18 protein-coding genes are annotated in these 18688 nt (G+C 45.0%); 16 read left to right on the forward strand and 2 right to left on the reverse strand.

Annotated features, from left to right (window positions below):
• Positions 1-587, reverse strand: a 587-nt coding sequence (locus tag ACI35L_RS03815; RefSeq protein WP_439802296.1) for an NAD-dependent protein deacylase, incomplete at its 3' end; no start/stop codon positions are given.
• 283 nt (positions 588-870) lie between these two features.
• Here ACI35L_RS03815 and ACI35L_RS03820 point away from each other — a divergent pair.
• From ACI35L_RS03820 to ACI35L_RS03845, 6 genes are all read left to right on the forward strand, one after another.
• Complete coding sequence (locus tag ACI35L_RS03820) at positions 871-1407, forward strand: RNA 2'-phosphotransferase (RefSeq protein WP_439802284.1); 537 nt, start codon at positions 871-873, stop codon at positions 1405-1407.
• Positions 1408-1614: 207 nt separating this feature from the next.
• Complete coding sequence (locus tag ACI35L_RS03825; protein ID WP_049671656.1) at positions 1615-2976, forward strand: aspartate kinase; 1362 nt, start codon at positions 1615-1617, stop codon at positions 2974-2976.
• 19 nt (positions 2977-2995) lie between these two features.
• Complete coding sequence (locus ACI35L_RS03830) at positions 2996-3781, forward strand: HAD family hydrolase (RefSeq protein ID WP_049671655.1); 786 nt, start codon at positions 2996-2998, stop codon at positions 3779-3781.
• Between the two features lie 129 nt (positions 3782-3910).
• Complete coding sequence (locus tag ACI35L_RS03835) at positions 3911-5599, forward strand: DUF6044 family protein (protein ID WP_439802285.1); 1689 nt, start codon at positions 3911-3913, stop codon at positions 5597-5599.
• 15 nt (positions 5600-5614) lie between these two features.
• Positions 5615-6619, forward strand: coding sequence for a glycosyltransferase family 2 protein (locus ACI35L_RS03840; protein ID WP_439802286.1), 1005 nt, complete (start codon positions 5615-5617; stop codon positions 6617-6619).
• Between the two features lie 21 nt (positions 6620-6640).
• The gene (locus ACI35L_RS03845) at positions 6641-7246 is read left to right on the forward strand and encodes a DedA family protein (RefSeq protein WP_049671653.1); all 606 of its coding nucleotides are present in this window, start codon (positions 6641-6643) and stop codon (positions 7244-7246) included.
• Positions 7247-7582: 336 nt separating this feature from the next.
• On the opposite strand, the gene ACI35L_RS03850 is transcribed toward ACI35L_RS03845, so the two are convergent.
• A complete protein-coding gene (locus tag ACI35L_RS03850) occupies positions 7583-8128 on the reverse strand; it encodes a YdhK family protein (RefSeq protein WP_439802287.1) in 546 nt (181 codons plus the stop codon).
• Between the two features lie 185 nt (positions 8129-8313).
• Between ACI35L_RS03850 and ACI35L_RS03855 the strand changes: the two genes are divergently transcribed.
• The 10 genes from ACI35L_RS03855 to ACI35L_RS03900 all read left to right on the forward strand — a co-directional run.
• Positions 8314-9138 carry a M55 family metallopeptidase gene (locus ACI35L_RS03855; protein ID WP_439802297.1) on the forward strand — a complete coding sequence of 275 codons (825 nt, stop codon included), beginning with the start codon at positions 8314-8316 and terminating at the stop codon, positions 9136-9138.
• A gap of 16 nt (positions 9139-9154) precedes the next feature.
• Positions 9155-10084 (forward strand): ABC transporter permease, encoded by a 930-nt coding sequence (locus ACI35L_RS03860; protein WP_156185714.1) that lies wholly within the window; start codon positions 9155-9157, stop codon positions 10082-10084.
• Positions 10081-11031 carry an ABC transporter permease gene (locus ACI35L_RS03865; RefSeq protein ID WP_439802288.1) on the forward strand — a complete coding sequence of 317 codons (951 nt, stop codon included), beginning with the start codon at positions 10081-10083 and terminating at the stop codon, positions 11029-11031. Before ACI35L_RS03860 ends, ACI35L_RS03865 begins: the two co-directional genes overlap by 4 nt.
• Before the next feature lie 5 nt (positions 11032-11036).
• Positions 11037-12047: an ABC transporter ATP-binding protein gene (locus ACI35L_RS03870; protein WP_439802289.1), complete on the forward strand. Its 1011-nt coding sequence runs from the start codon at positions 11037-11039 to the stop codon at positions 12045-12047.
• Positions 12048-12065: 18 nt separating this feature from the next.
• Positions 12066-13688 carry a peptide ABC transporter substrate-binding protein gene (locus tag ACI35L_RS03875; protein ID WP_439802290.1) on the forward strand — a complete coding sequence of 541 codons (1623 nt, stop codon included), beginning with the start codon at positions 12066-12068 and terminating at the stop codon, positions 13686-13688.
• 95 nt (positions 13689-13783) lie between these two features.
• Positions 13784-14728, forward strand: coding sequence for a S66 peptidase family protein (locus tag ACI35L_RS03880; RefSeq protein WP_439802291.1), 945 nt, complete (start codon positions 13784-13786; stop codon positions 14726-14728).
• Entirely contained in the window at positions 14709-15791 is a 1083-nt protein-coding gene (locus tag ACI35L_RS03885) for a dipeptide epimerase (protein ID WP_439802292.1), read from the forward strand. The genes ACI35L_RS03880 and ACI35L_RS03885 overlap by 20 nt, the downstream gene beginning before the upstream one ends.
• 13 nt (positions 15792-15804) lie before the next feature.
• On the forward strand, positions 15805-16725 hold the full coding sequence (locus tag ACI35L_RS03890) for a C40 family peptidase (protein ID WP_439802293.1): 921 nt from the start codon (positions 15805-15807) through the stop codon (positions 16723-16725).
• Positions 16722-17732: an ABC transporter ATP-binding protein gene (locus tag ACI35L_RS03895; RefSeq protein ID WP_439802294.1), complete on the forward strand. Its 1011-nt coding sequence runs from the start codon at positions 16722-16724 to the stop codon at positions 17730-17732. The genes ACI35L_RS03890 and ACI35L_RS03895 overlap by 4 nt, the downstream gene beginning before the upstream one ends.
• A 90-nt stretch (positions 17733-17822) precedes the next feature.
• Positions 17823-18688: ADP-ribosylglycohydrolase family protein (locus ACI35L_RS03900; RefSeq protein ID WP_439802295.1), on the forward strand; the 866-nt coding region annotated here is incomplete at its 3' end.

Raw genomic sequence — 18688 nt, forward strand, 5'->3', positions numbered from 1 at the left:
AGGTCAAAGCCAGTCGGCTCCATATTGACAATGACCAGCTTTGCGCCATGCTGCTTGGCAATGAGCGGGAATTGATTGGCCGGTGTGACAGTAAGAGATGAACCGATGACGATAAACAAATCTGCTCGTTCACTTTCCTCCTCTGCCATCAAGAACGGCGCCTCAGGCAGCATTTCGCCAAATAAGATGACAGATGGACGCAGTTTTCCGCCGCATGCCTTACAAGCATAATTCTTCTCTAAATACATGTCACTTCCATACTCTGCCCCGCATGACTGGCAGTGGACTTTTTGCAAGGTGCCATGCAGCTCTGCAACGCGCTTGCTTCCAGCCTCCTGATGGAACCCATCGACATTTTGGGTAATGATGCTTTTGACGAGCCCTTCATTCTCCCACTTTGCGAGAATGCGATGACCTTCATGAGGTCCATGTTCTTTCACTCCTACGACCCGTTCCCGGTAGAACTCAAAGAATTCCTTCACATTCTGATTGAGTGCGTCTGTGCTCGCAATTCGGCTCGGGTCTTTCTTTTTCCATAATCCCTTATCATTAGACCGGAAGTCAGGCAAGCCAGATTCAGTGCTCATGCCTGCTCCTGTAAATACAACCGTATAGTTAGATTCCTTCAGTAAAGCTGCTAAGTTGGACAAGATATCTGCCTCCAGTGTTATATTCCCTGTCATAATTGTTTCATAATTATATCATGAGCTAATCGGCAAACCTAAATGATTGGTTTCGTGAAAATCACCTCCCTTATATGAGAGAATAAAAGAAACTAGCTTAAAGTTAAGGCGCTCGAAATATCAAGAGAATCGAGTTTGAATCCGTAGCCTTTCTTCTTTTTTCATTTTGTAAAGGAGGAACAACAGTATGAGTTTGATGAAAGCGAGCAGGTTCATGAGTATGATTCTTCGGCATAAACCAGACGCGATTGGCATTTCCCTAGATGAACATGGATGGGCAGATGTTGAAGAATTGATTAAGGGTGTTTCTAAGAAATATCCCTTTGATAGGAATATACTAGAGGAAATTGTGCGAACAGATGATAAGCAGAGATACTCGTTTAACGAGGATAAAACTCTTATACGAGCAAACCAAGGACATTCCATTCCTGTAGATGTAGAATTGGAGATCGTGGACCCGCCGGAGTTTTTATGGCATGGGACGGGAGAAAAGTACACGGAGTCCATTGAACGTATTGGACTCATTCCAAAGAGTCGTTTGTATGTTCATCTGTCAGTTGATGCAGAAATGGCAATCAACGTAGGAAAACGCCATGGGAAACCGGTCGTCTATCGTGTACGCAGTGGTGAAATGAGCGAACAGGGGTATGTATTTTATCGTTCGAAAAATGGTATTTGGCTAACGAAAGCAGTGCCGATTGAGTTTTTGGAGAAGCTGCGTTAAAAGTAGTTCGGGTAAGAGAAGATGATTAATGTTCATTCCTTCCCCTTATGACGGTATATGTTAGTCGTTCAACCATTTCGCTGCCTCCATCGTGTATGCCTCTTGCGCTTTTGGAAGTTTTTTTTTGGTTTTGCTTGAAACTTTAGCGAGGAGAAGTGATAATAGAATATAAAATTATCAGAAAATTACGCTTAGGGGATATGCAGAATGAAAGTAGTGAAATTTGGCGGTACATCTCTTGCTTCTGGAGACCAGTTGGAGAAGGTATATGATATTGTCGTATCCGATGATACGAGAAAACTAATCGTTGTTTCTGCTCCGGGAAAGAGATTTTCGAAGGATATTAAAGTAACAGATTTATTGATTGCCACCGCTCAAGCCTGGCTTGAGGGAAGTGAGGATGAGGATTTATTCCAAGCCGTCATTAATCGCTACCGATCAATCACGGATGATTTAGGGATGAATGAAGAGGTGATTGAGCGAATTACGGCTGATTTGTTGGAGCTATTGAAGGGGGACCGCAGCAATCCAGAGCAGTTCATGGATGCCATTAAGGCGAGCGGGGAAGACAATAATGCGAAACTAGTCGCTGCTTATTTCCAGCATAAAGGGGTTGAGGCTTCCTATGTTAATCCGCGTGAGGCAGGCTTGATCGTGAGCAGCGAACCGGGAAATGCACAGGTGCTCCCTGAATCGTATGAAAGACTATCCCGCTTAAGGGAGAGGAACGGAATATTAATCTTCCCGGGCTTCTTCGGATATACAATCGATGACCGTGTCATGACATTCCCTCGCAGCGGATCCGATATTACAGGCTCCATCCTGGCAAATGCCGTAAAAGCGGATTTGTATGAGAATTATACTGATGTGGATGCGGTATTTACCGTTAATCCAACCATTGTTGATAACCCGAAGGAGATTCAGGTCTTAACTTACCGGGAAATGCGCGAGCTTTCTTATGCGGGCTTCAGTGTCCTTCATGACGAGGCGCTTATTCCTGCCTTCCGTGCCGGAATACCGGTTAATATAAAGAATACAAATAATCCCGCCTCTTTAGGCACAATGATTGTCAGCCAGAAGGAGAGTTCAAATGGACCGGTTGTTGGAATCGCTAGTGATAATGATTTTTGCAGCATCTATGTAAGCAAATACTTGATGAACCGGGAAATTGGCTTTGGCCGCAAGCTCTTGCACATATTAGAGGAGCTGCACCTATCCTATGAACATGTTCCATCCGGAATCGATGATTTGACTGTCATTCTGCGCCAAAATCAATTGGATCATGAGAGGGAGCAAATTATCGTCAATCGCATCAAGAATGAATTGGATGCGGATGAGGTAAAGGTTGAGCATAATTTGTCCTTAATCATGATTGTCGGTGAAGGAATGCGCTCCAATGTTGGTACAATGGCACGGGCATCTAGGGCTTTGGCTGATAAAGGCATTAATATTGAGATGATCAACCAAGGTTCCTCCGAGGTCAGCATGATGTTTGGCGTGAAGGAAGCTCAGGAGAAGCTTGCCGTCCAAGCACTTTATGAGGCGTTTTTTACGGAATTGCCGGTGTGAGGAAGAGAGGTGAGGACAGTTGGTAAAGGCGATTATATTTGATTTAGATGATACACTTCTATGGGATCAGCGGAGCGTAAAGGAAGCTTTTGCGGCAACATGCGAGGCAGCTAGGGAGAAATATGACCTAGACCCTGAGAGGCTTGAGGAGGTAGTCCGAATGGAGGCAGCCAAGCTCTATCAATCCTATGAGACATATGCATTTACGCAAATGATTGGTATCAATCCATTCGAGGGATTATGGGGAAATTTCCTTGATGAGTCTGATGATTTCAGGCAATTAGCTAAGGTTGTACCCGGTTACCGAAAAGAGGCATGGGTGAAGGGGCTGAAGGCGCTTGGAATTGATGACCCCGAATTTGGTGCTGATTTAGCCGAGCGCTTCCCAAAGGAGCGCAGGCAGCATCCGTTTATATATGAGGATACCTTTGAGCTTCTTGATTCTCTGCAGGGCCGCTATCAATTGCTGCTGCTGACAAATGGCTCACCCGATTTGCAGATGACCAAGCTTGAAATCACTCCGGAGATTGCTCCCTATTTTGATCATGTCGTAATCTCTGGAGCCTTTGGGAAAGGAAAGCCGGACCCGTCTATATTTGAGCATGCGCTCAGTCTGCTGGGCGTTACAGCTGATGAGGCCTTAATGGTAGGCGATAATTTGATGACCGATATTCTAGGGGCAAATCGAGCTGGTATTCCGTCTGTATGGGTGAACCGTCATGAAAGAATTGCGGAAGAAGTAAAGCCTGTATATGAAATTAAAAAACTTTTACAGTTAAATGAGTTGTTGCAAAGACTTCAGTGAAGGCAGGAGATGAGCTCCCGGATATAAATCCGGGGGCTTTTTTTAGCATTTTTCATCCAGGGTAGGGCAAACTGGATGATATTGACTTTTGGAGATGTATGGTGTAAAAAAATGTAAGGTGAGAAGGCGGTGAAGACCGTGGTTGAACGGTGGTCTCAAGAAAAGAGATATTTGTTCATAGCAATCGTGCTGTTAGGGATGTACCTAGCACCCATGTTTATTATGGGAGAGAATTCACATATCCGCCTGCATGATAATCTTGATTCAAATATAGCCTGGTATAAGGTACTGAAGGATAACCAGCAATTATTTGGGCCGATTGATGATACGATTGCCCAAATCATTAATGGACTGCCCCGTAATGCATTCGGGACGGAGTTCAGCGGAATTGAGTGGCTTCATTATTTCCTGCCCTCGATGACGGCTTATGCAATCAGTCAGGCGATTGTGAGAGTGTTTGCCTTTGCGGGAATGTACCTTCTCCTGAAGAAGCATTTCATGCAAGGGGAGGTGTTTGGGGCTATTCGTGTGTTTACGGCCCTCGCTTTCAGCTTGACCCCGTTTTGGCCGTCCGGCATGCTGTCGACACTTGGTCATCCGCTGGCCCTCTATGCCTTCTTGAATATTCGCAGCCGGGACAGCTCTTATAAGGATTGGCTGATCCTAGGCCTTCTTCCGTTTTATTCGAGCTTCGTGCTTGGTTTTTTCTTCTTTCTTTTTGCGATGGGGATTCTTTGGCTTTATGACGGAATCTTTCGAAAGGATTGGAATGGGCGGTTTTTGGGCGGAATCCTTTTTATGACGAGCATGTATTTATTGATAGAATACCGCCTCGTCTATTCACTTGTCTTTCCTGGAGAGCCGAATAGCCGGGAGGAATATTTTAGTGCCTATTTGAGCTTTAGTGAGTCAGTAAGGCTTATTTTCAAAAATTATGTAGTCGGCCATACACATGTACTCACTCTGCATCAATACGTCATTCTTCCGCTGTCCTTTTTAGCCCTTGGAATCATTCTTTGGAAGAAGCTATGGAAAAGGGAAAGACGATTTGTGTTCCTGTTTGTGCTCAATTTTGTCCTGTCTGCTTGGTATGCTTTTTGGTTTTATGAAGGCTGGGATTTGCTTAAAGAGCGGATATCCTTATTGAATGATTTCAATTTCGCTCGGTTTCATTTCCTGAGACCGCTAGTGCTTTATTTACTTTTTGCCCTCTCCTTGCGGGTGTTATGGACAAACGGAATGAAATGGAGGCAATTGGCCAAAATAGCGATGATAGCCCAATTGTTCATCCTGTTTCTTGGTAATCCTGAGGTGTATTATGGAAAAAGGAATACCCCTTCGTTTAAGGAGTTTTATGCACAGGAGCAGTTTGAGGAGATTAAGGCGTTCATCGGAAAACCTCAAGATTCTTATCGGGTAGCGAGTATCGGGCTCCATCCCGCTATCTCGCAGTATAATGGATTCTATACCCTTGATACATATAACAATTATTATCCGCTTTCTTATAAACATCAATTTCGAAAGATTATCGAAGCGGAGCTTGATAAGAATAAAAGGCTTGAAAATTATTTCGATAATTGGGGCGGCCGATGCTACATCTTTGTGGATGAACTTGGGAAGAAATATGACTATGGCAAGAATTCGAAAAAGCAGATTCGAAAGCTTGAACTTCATACAGAGGTATTCAAGGAAATGGGTGGAGAATATTTCTTCTCAAGCGTGCCTATCTTGAATGCCTCTGATAATCAGCTTAAGCTGCTGAAGGTATTTGACCATAAGGATTCTGCCTGGAGGATTTATTTATACCAAGCCGTCTAAAGGAGCGAGCGTGACATGAATATGCCAGTATTGACGATTGTCGTTCCATGCTACAACGAGCAAGAGATTCTGCCGAAAACAATGGATGAGCTAACGGCTGTCCTGCTGGAACTGATGGAGCTGAAGCTAGTATCCAATAGGAGTAATATTTTATTTGTCGATGATGGAAGCAAGGATCTCACGTGGAATCTGATTCAAGTGGAAAGCATGCAGAACCATTTGGTGCGAGGGATTAAATTAGCCGGTAATGTAGGTCACCAAAATGCCTTGCTTGCTGGCCTTGAGGCCGCGCAAAAACAATCTGATTGTGTTATATCCATCGATGCAGACCTGCAGGATGATATAAACGTTATACGAACCATGGTAGAGAAGTACAATGAAGGATATGACATTGTTTATGGAGTTCGAGACAAGAGGCAGACGGATACGTTCTTTAAACGGAATACAGCCTTGGCCTTCTACCGGGTGATGGGTACGCTTGGCATTCGGTTAATCCCGAACCATGCCGACTATCGACTGATGAGCCGGCGAGCATTGACTGAGCTTCTTAGATACAAGGAAAGAAATTTATTCTTACGTGGAATGATACCCTTAATTGGATTTTCGCAAACGAATGTTTATTATGAAAGAAAGGAGAGGGAGCTGGGGGTTTCTAAATATCCTTTGAAAAAGATGCTTTCCTTTGCCTTTGATGGAATTACGAGTTTTAGTGTCGCACCAATTCGGTTTGTGACCTATTTAGGATTTATTACCTTGCTTGTCAGTGTGCTGGCCGGGAGCTATGCATTGCTTCAGAAATGGTTCGGAAACACGCAGTCGGGCTGGACAAGCCTCATGATATCTTTATGGATGATTGGCGGTTTGCAGTTGATTGGCATCGGGATTGTCGGTGAATATATCGGCAAGATTTTCAAGGAAGTTAAAGGGAGGCCGATTTATGCCATCGATGTTGACCACTACTCAGAAAAGTTAGATGATGCAGCGAACGAGGCTGCATGGAGACGGGAAGGAACCTCTTAACTGAAGAAGAAAGGGATTAAAATGATTTTAGACTTTATTTCACAATATATTCAGAGCTATGGTTATTTCGTGATATTTGGCGCCCTTTTCATCGCCATGATTGGCATCCCAGCTCCAGAGGAGACATTACTAGTCCTTATTGGAGGAATGTTATTAGAAAGCGGGCTGCATTTCATTCAAGTAATTGCAGTTGCCTTGCTTGCTGCCAATACGGCGATGCTTGTCACCTATCTCACTGGAAGGAAGTTTGGGAATCAACTCGTTAGCCGTTATGGACATAAGGTTCATATGACACCGGCTAAATGGGGAAGAATGAAACAGAAGCTAGAAAAATATGACGGGATAAGGGTAATATTCACCTATTTTGTTCCTGGTGTGCGTCAATTGGTCCCTTTTCTATCTGGTATACGAAAGGTATCCTACACGGCTTTCTTTCTTTTTACGTTTACGGGCAGCCTATTATGGACTGTATTCTATACAACTGTTGGCTATTATCTGGGAGGTACGCTTGGACCAGTCTTTCTAGGCTGGTTTGCCATTGGCATGTGTGTGCTGTTTGCAGGCCTCATCCTATCAAAGCGCTTTGCAAAAGGAAGTGCGAATGAAGATCATATCGTACATAAATAAGGGCCTGGGACAAAAGGTTTCCAATAACTAAAGACGCCGAACTATTTTAATGCGCAGTTTAAAATGGTTCGGCGTTTTTTATTTTGTTTAGTTCTGTTAAAGATGAATATTGTTAATAGAGTACCGGTGATTGTAGTGGAAGGCGGTTGACTCCTGCGGGATTAGCGGACAGGGGAGACCCCGCAGATGCTGAAAGCAACGAGGAGGCTCCCCGACCGCCCCGCGGAAAGCAACCGCCTGTAACGAAAATCACCGCTTTAGATTAACTAAGCCTAAATTTCAATGCAACATTCGGTATTAGACACAGCAAATGTTGTTATGTCCCAATCTATTATTTTATTTCTCTGAAAGCTCATCGTCGGTTACCCATTTGTGGTTGGTTACTTTGTCTCCGCCATTCGTTGGGGTGTAATCAATCATATAAACGGTCGTTTTTTCTGCTGAATCGATTTCAGCTAAAGCTCCGTTCATTCCATCCATATGGTCGGCATTGACGGTCACCTTTGTTCCAGGTTCGAGTGCTTCATCTCCTGTTGCTTCTTCAACCTCCTCTTGAATGACCCATTTATGGTCTTCAACTGGATCTCCTCCATCTGTTGGTGTATAGGTGATAGAATAGGCAATCGTCTCATAGGCTCCAACGATTGTAGCAGTAGCTCCTTTCATTCCATCCATATGGCCATCCTTTAAAATAGCTTCACTGCCAACAGGAAAGGCAGGGTTTTCACTTTCTTTAATGCCATCAGGCAAATCGCCTGAGCTTGAATGATTCATTGTTGAATGGTCCATTTCCTGTTTGTCCTCTTCAGGAGAAGAATTCGAACAGGCTCCAAGCAGAATGAGTGTCACAATAGATAACAGGATCAATAATCGTTTTTGCATGTTCCTCTCTCCTTTCATCAATATGAACATCATAACAGAGGGATTTATTTCCATTCAATGAATGTGCATGAGATAAGATGATGATCACAATAATCATGAAATTAGTCCGAATGACAATTGTAAAAATATGTATCCTGCACTATAATTGTTAGATAATTCCAACAAGTGAGAGGGAGGGGAATATGATGAAGATTTACATGTCTGTGGATATGGAGGGGATTACAGGGTTGGTGGACCATACTCATGTGTCCTCAAATCAGCATAATTATGAACGGAGCAGGCGCATCATGACAGAGGAGGCCAATGCCATTATTACGAGTCTGTTCATGAATGGCAGTGAGGAGGTTGTCGTTAATGATAGTCATAGCAAAATGAACAACCTTCTCGTGGAACTCTTGCATCCCGATACACAGCTGATTACTGGAGATGTGAAGCCGTATTCGATGGTGCAAGGATTGGATTCCTCCTTTGATGGAGCTATTTTTGCCGGCTATCATGCAAGGGCCTCTATGCCAGGCGTCCTTTCACATACCATGATTTTTGGTGTTCGAAATATGTACATAGATGACAGGCCCATTGGTGAACTTGGCTTTAACGCCTATGTGGCTGGTTATTATAACGTGCCTGTTCTAATGGTTGCAGGAGATGACCAGGCGGCTTTTGAAGCTAGTGAGCTAATTGAACATGTTACAACAGCGGCAGTGAAAACAACAATTTCAAGATCAGCTGCGAAAACACTGACCCCGGCAAAATCAAAGCAGTTACTGGCAGAAGCGGCAAGTGAGGCACTTAAGAACCGATCGCGTGTCAAACCTTTGACACCGCCTAAACGCCCTGTTCTTAAGATTGAGTTTGCTAATTACGGACAGGCGGAATGGGCGAATCTGATGCCAGGGACGGAATTGATTGAAGGAACAACAATCGTTCAGTTTGAGGCAGAGGATATTCTTCAGGCTTATCAGGCCATGCTTGTGATGACGGAATTGGCCATGCGTACAACGTTTTGTTAGGGAAGAGGTGGCCCATCTGAATACATTTATTATCCGCCGCCTTGTCTCTATGCTTTTAACCTTATGGCTGATCATTACAGGTACATTTTTCTTGATGCATGCCGTTCCAGGCTCCCCATTTAATGAGGAAAGGACGACCAATGAGGCAGTACAGAGGAATTTGATTGCTTATTACCAGTTGGATGAGCCATTAGTCGTTCAGTATGTGAACTACTTGAAATCGGTCATCACATTAGATTTTGGTCCCTCCATCAAAAAATCCTCACAAACGGTGAATGACATGATTTCTTGGGGATTCCCTGTTTCCTTAGAGCTGGGTCTTTACACTCTTATCGTAGCCATTGTGTCAGGCATTACACTTGGTGTGATTGCTGCCTTGAGAAGAAATGGTATCATCGATTATTTGGCTATGACCATTGCTGTTTTAGGAATTTCTATTCCCAACTTTGTGTTGGCAACTTTATTTATTCAAGTGTTTGCTGTTAAGGCAGGATGGCTGCCGGCCGCAACTTGGACAAGCTGGCGTCATATGATTCTGCCTACTTTTGCCCTAGCGACAGGTCCAATGGCGATTATTGCGAGGCTGACCCGTTCGAGCATGCTTGAGGTGCTGACCCAGGATTATATCCGTACGGCCAAGGCGAAAGGATTGAGTCCAGCCAAAATCGTGTTTAAGCATGCCCTGCGTAATGCTCTTTTGCCTGTCGTGACCGTACTGGGGACATTGGCGGCAAGCATTCTGACCGGAACGTTCGTCATTGAGAAGATTTTCGCCATACCCGGGATGGGCAAGTATTTCATTGAAAGCATCAATAATCGTGATTATCCGGTCATAATGGGAACAACCGTTTTTTATAGCTCTGTCCTGATCATCATGCTTTTCTTGGTGGATATCGCCTATGGAATCCTTGACCCTCGCATTAATTTGAATAAGAAAGAGGGGTGAACGCTTTGCACGTGAAATCGAAACAACCAAAAGAAATACCAGATGAATGGTTTAAGCCCCTTGACCAAAAAGCTCTTGATGCAGAGGCTGTCGTTCGCCCAAGCAGGACTTATTGGCAGGACTCGTGGCAAATGCTTCGTCAGAATAAACTGGCGATGGCAGGGTTGGTGTTTCTCTCATTTCTTGTCATCATGGCCATTATCGGTCCTTCGCTCTCGCCAAACCCTATTGAAAAGCAATCCATCATGAATCAAAATATGCCTCCTTCATCTGAATATTGGTTTGGCACAGATGATCTTGGCCGAGATGTATTTGCGAGAACCTGGTATGGTGCCCGTGTCTCTTTATTTGTAGGAATCATGGCCGCCATGATTGATTTCTTTGTAGGCGTGATTTATGGGGGTGTAGCAGGCTATAAGGGAGGAAGAACTGACCATCTGATGATGCGAATCATTGAGGTGCTGTACGGATTGCCTTACTTGCTTTTGGTCATTCTTCTTGCGGTCGTAATGGGACCTGGATTATTTACCATCATTATCGCTTTGTCTGTGACAGGATGGATTGGAATGGCGCGGATTGTCCGAGGGCAGGTGCTTCAAATCAAGAACTATGAATTCGTGCTCGCATCTAAAACCTTTGGAACAAAGACACGAAGGATTATTCGTAGAAATTTATTGCCGAATGCAATGGGGCCGATTATTGTTCAGCTGACATTGACCATTCCATCGGCCATTTTTGCGGAAGCTTTTTTGAGCTTTCTCGGATTAGGCATTCAAGCCCCTCATGCGAGCTGGGGAGGAATGCTGAATGACGCATTGGGCGTTATATTGAGCGGGTATTGGTGGCGTTTGTTCTTCCCTGCCCTGTTCATATCGATGACCATGTTTGCCTTTAATGTGGTTGGCGATGGACTTCAAGATGCACTCGACCCGAAGCTTAGGAGATGATTTAGATGGAGAAGGTTCTTCAAGTACATGACTTGCATGTTCAATTCTCAACCTTTGGCGGGATTGTCCATGCCGTACGCGGCGTGTCGTTCAGTCTTTACCGCGGAGAAACGTTGGCCATTGTCGGGGAATCAGGATGCGGAAAAAGTGTAACATCACAAAGCATAATGGGACTTATACCAACCCCGCATGGACGAATTACAAAAGGAAAAATTCAATATGGCGGAAGGGACCTTGCCAAGCTTAAGGAAGCGGATTTGCGGAAGATTAGGGGAGTCGATATCTCGATGATTTTCCAGGATCCAATGACGGCCTTGAATCCGACAATCACGATTGGCGAACAAATAACAGAGGGTTTAATGGAGCATCAAAAGCTATCAAAATCCTCTGCTAAGAGGAAGGGTCTCGAGTATTTGGAGATGGTGGGAATCGCCAATCCAGACATACGGTTTAAGCAATATCCGCATCAGTTCAGCGGCGGAATGAGGCAGAGAATCGTTATTGCCATGGCGCTTATTTGCGAGCCTGATATTTTGATAGCGGATGAGCCGACTACAGCGCTTGATGTCACGATTCAAGCTCAAATTCTCGACCTCTTTCGCCAAATACAAAAGCAGACAGGCGTCTCCATTATTTTGATTACTCACGATATGGGCGTTGTGGCCCAAGTGGCGGACCGGATTGCGGTTATGTATGCCGGAAAAATTGTAGAAACCGGCAGCAGAAGGGATATCTTCTATCATGCACGGCACCCCTATACAAAAGGGCTTTTGCAGTCTATACCGCGTTTGGACCAGGAAGGGGAACTCATCCCGATAGCCGGTTCTCCGCCTGACTTATTTGCACCGCCGCAAGGGTGTCCTTTTACCGCTAGATGTGATTATGCGATGGAGGTATGCGTCAGAGTATATCCGGAAAGAACACATATTCAGGATGCCCATCTTGTCAATTGCTGGCTGGAGGATGAAAGAGCTGGACTAGGGAGAAATGCAGCTGGAAAGAACAGCTATTATTAATTATTTAGGGGGATGAGGATGAAGAAAGCAATTTCCGTTTTAAGCATTTTGATGATGCTGGTGTTGAGTGCGGCTTGTACGGCGACAAAGGAATCTGGCAATGAAGAAAGTAAGGGCAATCAAGATGGCGATGAAAAGGTTCTTTATTTGAATAATGGAGAAGAACCAACATCCTTTGACCCGCCAATCGGCTTTAATGCGGTTTCCTGGAACGCACTTAATAATTTGATGGAAGGGTTGACGAGGCTTGGGAAGAACCATGAACCTGAACCAGCAGCAGCTGAAAATTGGGAGGTATCAGATGATGGGAAGGTATATACCTTCTTTATCCGTGAGGATGCGAAATGGTCTAATGGCGATGATTTGACTGCCTCTGATTTCGTCTATGCGTGGAAACGGCTCTTAGATCCGGAAACGGCTTCTGGTGCTGCCTTTCTCGGTTATTTCATTGAGGGCGGAGAAGCCTTTAATACAGAAAAAGGGACTGCAGACGATGTAAAGGTTGAGGCGGTTGATGAAAAGACCTTTAAGGTAACATTGACGAGTCCGCAAGCATATTTCTTGAGTGTTATCACGAATCCAGCATTCTTCCCTATCAATGAGAAGACAGCCAAAGAGAATCCTGAGTGGTTTGCCGAAGCAGAAAGCTTTGTTGGAAACGGCCCATTTATCCTATCTGAGTGGAAGCATGACAGTCACATGATTATGAAGAAGAACCCGGAATATTGGGATGCTGATTCGGTCAATCTCGATAAAGTAAACTGGGCAATGGTCAATGATACAACGACCGAATATCAGATGTACACGAACGGGGAACTGGATACGTCTGATGTGCCTCCAGAGATGAGCGGTCAATTGATTAAGGAGGATAAAGTAAAGGTTGAAGAACAGGCCGGACTTTATTTCTTCCGTTTCAATGTTGAGAAAGAGCCTTTTCAAAATATCAATATCCGGAAGGCATTTGCGATGGCGACAGATCAAAAGCAGCTAGTTGATTATGTGACGAAGAATGAAGAGGAGCCCGCCTATGGATTTGTGGCTCCAGGATTCAAGGACCCTTCTGGCAAGGACTTTAGGGAGATAAATGGAGATTTAATGGTGACAGATGTGAACAAAGCAAAGGAATTGCTGGCTAAAGGGCTCGAGGAGGAGAACTATGACAAGCTTCCCGAGGTCACGTTAACGTACTCTACGGGAGATGATACGCATAAGAAGATTGCGGAAGCCTTGCAGCAAATGTATAAGGAGAATCTTGGCGTGGATGTGAAGCTGGCTAATTTGGAATCCAATGTCTTTGCAGAAGACCAAAAGGCGTTGAAGCTTCAGTTTTCCAGAAGCTCCTTCCTGGCAGATTATGCAGACCCGATTAACTTTTTGGAAAACTTCCAAACTGGCCACTCGATGAACCGGACTGGCTGGAGCAGTGAAAAGTATGATGAACTAATCAAGAAAGCAAAGCTTGAGAGTGATGAAAAGAAGCGTTATGAGTTGATGTATGAGGCAGAACAAATTCTAATGGGTGAAATGCCAATCATCCCAATTCACTTCTACAATCAATTGTATTTACAGGCAGATGGCGTCACGGACATCATTCGCCATCCAGTTGGCTATTTGGAATTAAAATGGGCGGATAAAAAGTAAGGTTGGTTAGAGCAAGGGTACGAATACAATAGGATAAAACCGATGAGAAGGATGTTCGATTGAGAACATCCTTTTAACAGATTGGAGTGTGCTGAATGGCTGTCAAACCAGAGAGACTTAAGAGGGGAGATAAGGTAGGAATCATTGCGCCTGCAAGTCCCCCTGACTTAGAGAAATTAAAAAGAGCTGTTCCATTTTTCGAGGAGGCTTTAGGACTGGAGCTGGTTGTTGGAAAGAACATAGAGAACCAATACGGCTATTTGGCCGGAAGGGATGAGGAGCGGGCAAGTGATGTGATGTCGATGTTCCTTGACCCGGATATTAAGGCTGTTTTTTGTGCCTGCGGCGGCTATGGAACGGCAAGAATCGCAGATTTACTCGACTATGAAGCTATTAAGAACCATCCCAAAATTTTTTGGGGCTATAGCGATATTACCTACCTTCATACCGCCATTAGACAGCGAGCTGGATTGGTGACTTTCCATGGGCCGATGCTTGCCAGTGATATCGGAAATAAGGAGGTTCATTCCATAACGAAACAATCATTTAACCAATTGTTCAGTCCAGAGGGGCTTTGTTACACAGAGGAGATCTCAAGGCTTGACGTATTGGTAGAAGGGGCAGCAGAAGGGGAACTTGTTGGAGGGAATTTATGTTTGATTACCTCCTCGCTTGGTACGGAAAATGAGATTGATACGGATGGAAAGATTCTCTTTATTGAAGATATACATGAAGAACCCCGGAATGTTGACCGTTACTTGAATCAGCTGTGGAATGCCGGAAAACTGCAAGGAATCAAAGGGCTTGTTATAGGTGATTTCTCTGACGGAGAGCCGGAACGCCAAAAAACTTTAACGCTTGAAGAAGTTCTACATCATTATGCGGACTTAATTGGGAAGCCTGCCATGAGCGGGTTCATGATTGGGCATTGTGATCCTCATTTTGCTATTCCACTTGGCACGGCATGTACCATCGACACAGCTGCAAAGGTGCTCAAGGTAGAAAGCGGGGTAGTAGCGAATGAAAGTAACAAATATTGATACCTTCCTCGTGAGGGTACCCCTTGTTAAACCATTTAAAACGGCGGTCCGTACCGTTCTGTCTGCAGACTCACTTGTGGTACGCCTTGATTGTGACAATGGAATTTCCGGTTGGGGTGAAGCTCCTGCGACGGTCGCCATTACAGGAGACTCCCTTTCATCCATAGATGCTGCGATAAAGGAGCATCTTGGTCCATTTTTGATTGGACGGAATCTCTTAGCCTATGAGGAGGTGCTTACTGGGTTATCGGGTGTTATGGTAGGAAACACAAGCGCTAAAGCGGCGCTCGATATGGCAGTCTATGATTGTCTTGCACAAAATAGTCATCTCCCATTATATGAATATTTGGGAGGCGCAGACGGAGAGCTTGAGACAAATATGACGGTCAGTGTGAACAGCCCCGAGGAGATGGGGGAGGATACGGAGCGTTATAAGGAGCAAGGTTTTTCTATTTTAAAGGTAAAGGTTGGTATAGGAGATATTGAACTTGATATAAAACGCGTGAGGGAAATCAGAAAAAAGGCAGGAAACCATATACGCATCAGGCTTGATGCCAATCAGGGGTGGTCCCCGAAAATGGCAGTCAGGGCTATAGGGCAGATGGAGGATGAGGGACTGGATATTGAACTGGTGGAACAGCCGGTAAAGGCTCATGATCTGCACGGTCTGAAGCAGGTTACTGATCATGTAAACACGTTGATTATGGCAGATGAGTCTGTGTTCTCCCCTAAGCAGGCGCTCGAGGTCATCAGAATGCGTGCGGCAGACTTGATTAATATCAAGCTGATGAAGGCTGGAGGGATTTATCAAGGGCTGAAGATCAACCAGCTGGCAGAAGCCGCTGGGATGGAATGCATGGCAGGAAGCATGATTGAAACGCATCTTGGCATTACAGCAGCAGCCCATTTTGCGGCAAGCAAGCAAAATATCACACGTTATGATTTTGATGCACCTCTCATGCTTTCAAAAAACATTCTTAATGGCGGGCTTTGTTATCAGACTAACAAGATTCATTTACCGAAAGAGGCTGGCCTTGGAATCAGGGGAATTCATACGCAATAAGGGAGGAGATTAAATGGACGGAATGCATATGCAAGTAGCTGTATCTGTTGCGACGGTCTGGACGTCTTCGGCAGCGCCGCGGGAATTGGATCGTCCTGTCATCAGTCATCCAGCCAGAATTTCGGAGTGGCTCATGGGAATGACACTGGCGGATCAGTTGGATTTGCATGATTCCAATCGTATTCAAACGCAAGTGTTATTCGGTGAACATGTAATCGTGACAAAGGTTGAGGGAGATTGGGCATCCATCCTTGTACCAGGTCAGCCTACATCGAAGAATGAGAAAGGCTACCCAGGCTGGGTTCCTTTGCGCCAGCTTAGAAAGTTCCAAAACGTTGAAGAAGAAAAGGGGACAGCTATTATTAAAAGCAAGACAGCCCTCTTAAAGATAGAGGGAATGGATTCGACCATCCCGTTATGCTATCAAACAGAGCTGCCTCTCATAAATGCAGCAGGGAACACCATTAAGGTTTTAACGCCCCTTGGCAAGGGTGAACTGCATCGGGATGATGTCCATCTCGGCAAGCCTGCTGGGAGGAAATCAGGAGAAGATATTTGCCGATCAGGTGAGCGTTTTATTGGTCTGCCGTATTTATGGGGAGGGGTGAGCAGCTATGGCTATGATTGCTCAGGCTTTGCCTATACCATGCTGAAGGCAAATGGTTTCACTGCAGCACGCGATGCGGCCGACCAGGCAAGAGGAGGGAGAGAAGTCTCTTTAGATGCTATTAAGCCAGGGGACCTATTGTTCTTTGCCTATGAGGAGGGGAAAGGAGCGATTCATCATGTCGGAATCTATCATGGAAACGGGCGGCTGCTTCATTCCCCTAAGACAGGAAAATCGATTGAGAGCATACTGCTTGAAGGGACTATTTATGAGGGTGAGCTTTGCTGTGCCCGGCGGTATTATGAGGAAGCGGGGATGGAGGAATGAAAGGCGACAAAATACTGGAACTCCAGGAAGTGAAAAAGCATTTCCAGATTGGCAAAAAGCAGACAGTCAAAGCGGTTGACGGTATCACCTTTCATATCTTCGAGGGGGAATCTGTTGGTCTTGTTGGTGAATCAGGCTGCGGGAAATCCACGCTGGGCAGAACGATCATTGGGCTTTATAAACAATCAGAAGGACAAATTCTCTTCAAGGGAAGGAACACACAATCCTTCGGTGACAAAGAGAAGGCAGCGCTCCATCGGGATATGCAAATGATTTTCCAGGATCCATATGCTTCGCTGAATCCACGTTCGACTGTAATGGAGATTGTCTCTGAGCCGATGGAGGTCCATAAACAATATAAGAATAAAAAAGAGAGGGAGAAGCGTGTTATTGAGCTTCTGGAGGATGTGGGACTTAGTCGAGACCATGCCAATCGGTATCCGCATGAATTCAGCGGGGGACAAAGGCAAAGAATCGGCATTGCCAGGGCGCTTGCATTAAATCCTGATTTCATCATTGCCGATGAACCAATCTCCGCTCTCGATGTCTCTGTGCAAGCACAGGTTGTGAATCTGTTAAAAAGGCTGCAAAGGGAAAAGGGGCTGACCTATTTATTTATTGCTCATGACCTTGCTATGGTCAAACATTTAGCCGACCGTATCGGGGTTATGTACTTAGGCCGCCTCATGGAAATGACAGAGAGCGGAAAGTTGTATTCCAACCCGCTCCATCCTTATACAGAAGCCCTGCTTGGTGCGATTCCCATCCCAGACCCCGATGTGGAAGATGCTCGTGAGCGAACCTTGCTAAAAGGGGAAATACCCAGCCCGACTAATCCGCCGAGTGGATGTGTATTTCGTACGAGGTGTCCTTATGCAATGGAAGTCTGCAGTCGGCAAAAGCCTGCATGGCAAGAGGTTCATCAAGGACATTTCGTTGCCTGTCATTTATATAACGAGGAAGTGATGGGAGAAGAGGTCCGAACTCATATCGCGGCATCACGCTAGTAAGATGACCTTGCCGCTCGATGGTAAAATATTTTGTTATTACTATGTTAAAATAATGAATAGTAGACAAAATAAAAGAGGTGCATCATAATGCTTGATCAAGTGAAAGGCGGTTTATTTGGTGTTGCAATTGGAGATGCTTTAGGCGGAACAACCGAATTCATGACTGAACAGGAGATTAAGAATAAATACGGGAAATTGACTGAAATCATTGGTGGAGGAATATGGCACTTAAAGGCCGGTGAGATAACGGATGATACAGCGATGACGTTATGCGTCGCCAAAGGAATCATCGAATGTTCGGATGACCCAATCCCTCATATCGGAGAGGAATTCCTGAAATGGTATAATCAAAAGCCAAAGGATGTGGGCATAATCATCAGTCAGGTGCTGACCATGTTTACTGGGGACTGGGAGAAAGCGGCCAAGGAGGTTCATTACGAACTGAGCGAGAAGAGTGCAGGAAATGGCTCCTTGATGAGATGCCTGCCTATCGCGCTTGCTTACTCAGATCCTAAGGAATTAGAGGAATTGACTGTACGTCATTCAAAGATGACTCATTACGATGATTCAGCTGCGGAGGCCTGCCTGATTTACAACCGGATTGCCTCTCGCCTGCTAAATGGGGATACCTTGAAGCACTCTCTCCGTGAGGAAACAGCCGGTACCATCTATGAGGACCTACTCACAAATGAGCCTGATTGCCTGCCAGATGGGTATGTCGTACATACAATGAAATGGGTTGTTCACTTCCTCTCCAACTTGGAAACCTTTGAGGACGTAGCAGTGGCTGCCGCAAATAAGGGACATGATACGGATACCGTTGCTGCCATAGCCTGCGGACTTAAAGGAATCGAGACGGGCTACAACCGCCTGCCTGAACGGTTCAAGGAAAAGATTCTTGTAAAGAGGGAATTGAATCAGGTGGCTATCGATCTTTATGACATTCGCAAAGG

Origin of the sequence: Pradoshia sp. (genome assembly GCF_051873915.1) — a bacterium.
GTDB lineage: Bacteria > Bacillota > Bacilli > Bacillales > Pradoshiaceae > Pradoshia.

Excerpts from the sequence above, each read along its gene's own strand:
- ACI35L_RS03820 (WP_439802284.1), top strand. The coding sequence starts at position 871 with ATGAGTTTGATGAAAGCGAGCAGGTTCATGAGTATGATTCTTCGGCAT.
- ACI35L_RS03825 (WP_049671656.1), top strand. The coding sequence starts at position 1,615 with ATGAAAGTAGTGAAATTTGGCGGTACATCTCTTGCTTCTGGAGACCAG.
- ACI35L_RS03840 (WP_439802286.1), top strand. The coding sequence starts at position 5,615 with ATGAATATGCCAGTATTGACGATTGTCGTTCCATGCTACAACGAGCAA.
- ACI35L_RS03845 (WP_049671653.1), top strand. The coding sequence starts at position 6,641 with ATGATTTTAGACTTTATTTCACAATATATTCAGAGCTATGGTTATTTC.
- ACI35L_RS03850 (WP_439802287.1), bottom strand. The coding sequence starts at position 8,128 with ATGCAAAAACGATTATTGATCCTGTTATCTATTGTGACACTCATTCTG.
- ACI35L_RS03855 (WP_439802297.1), top strand. The coding sequence starts at position 8,314 with ATGAAGATTTACATGTCTGTGGATATGGAGGGGATTACAGGGTTGGTG.
- ACI35L_RS03870 (WP_439802289.1), top strand. The coding sequence starts at position 11,037 with ATGGAGAAGGTTCTTCAAGTACATGACTTGCATGTTCAATTCTCAACC.
- ACI35L_RS03875 (WP_439802290.1), top strand. The coding sequence starts at position 12,066 with ATGAAGAAAGCAATTTCCGTTTTAAGCATTTTGATGATGCTGGTGTTG.
- ACI35L_RS03880 (WP_439802291.1), top strand. The coding sequence starts at position 13,784 with ATGGCTGTCAAACCAGAGAGACTTAAGAGGGGAGATAAGGTAGGAATC.
- ACI35L_RS03885 (WP_439802292.1), top strand. The coding sequence starts at position 14,709 with ATGAAAGTAACAAATATTGATACCTTCCTCGTGAGGGTACCCCTTGTT.
- ACI35L_RS03890 (WP_439802293.1), top strand. The coding sequence starts at position 15,805 with ATGGACGGAATGCATATGCAAGTAGCTGTATCTGTTGCGACGGTCTGG.
- ACI35L_RS03895 (WP_439802294.1), top strand. The coding sequence starts at position 16,722 with ATGAAAGGCGACAAAATACTGGAACTCCAGGAAGTGAAAAAGCATTTC.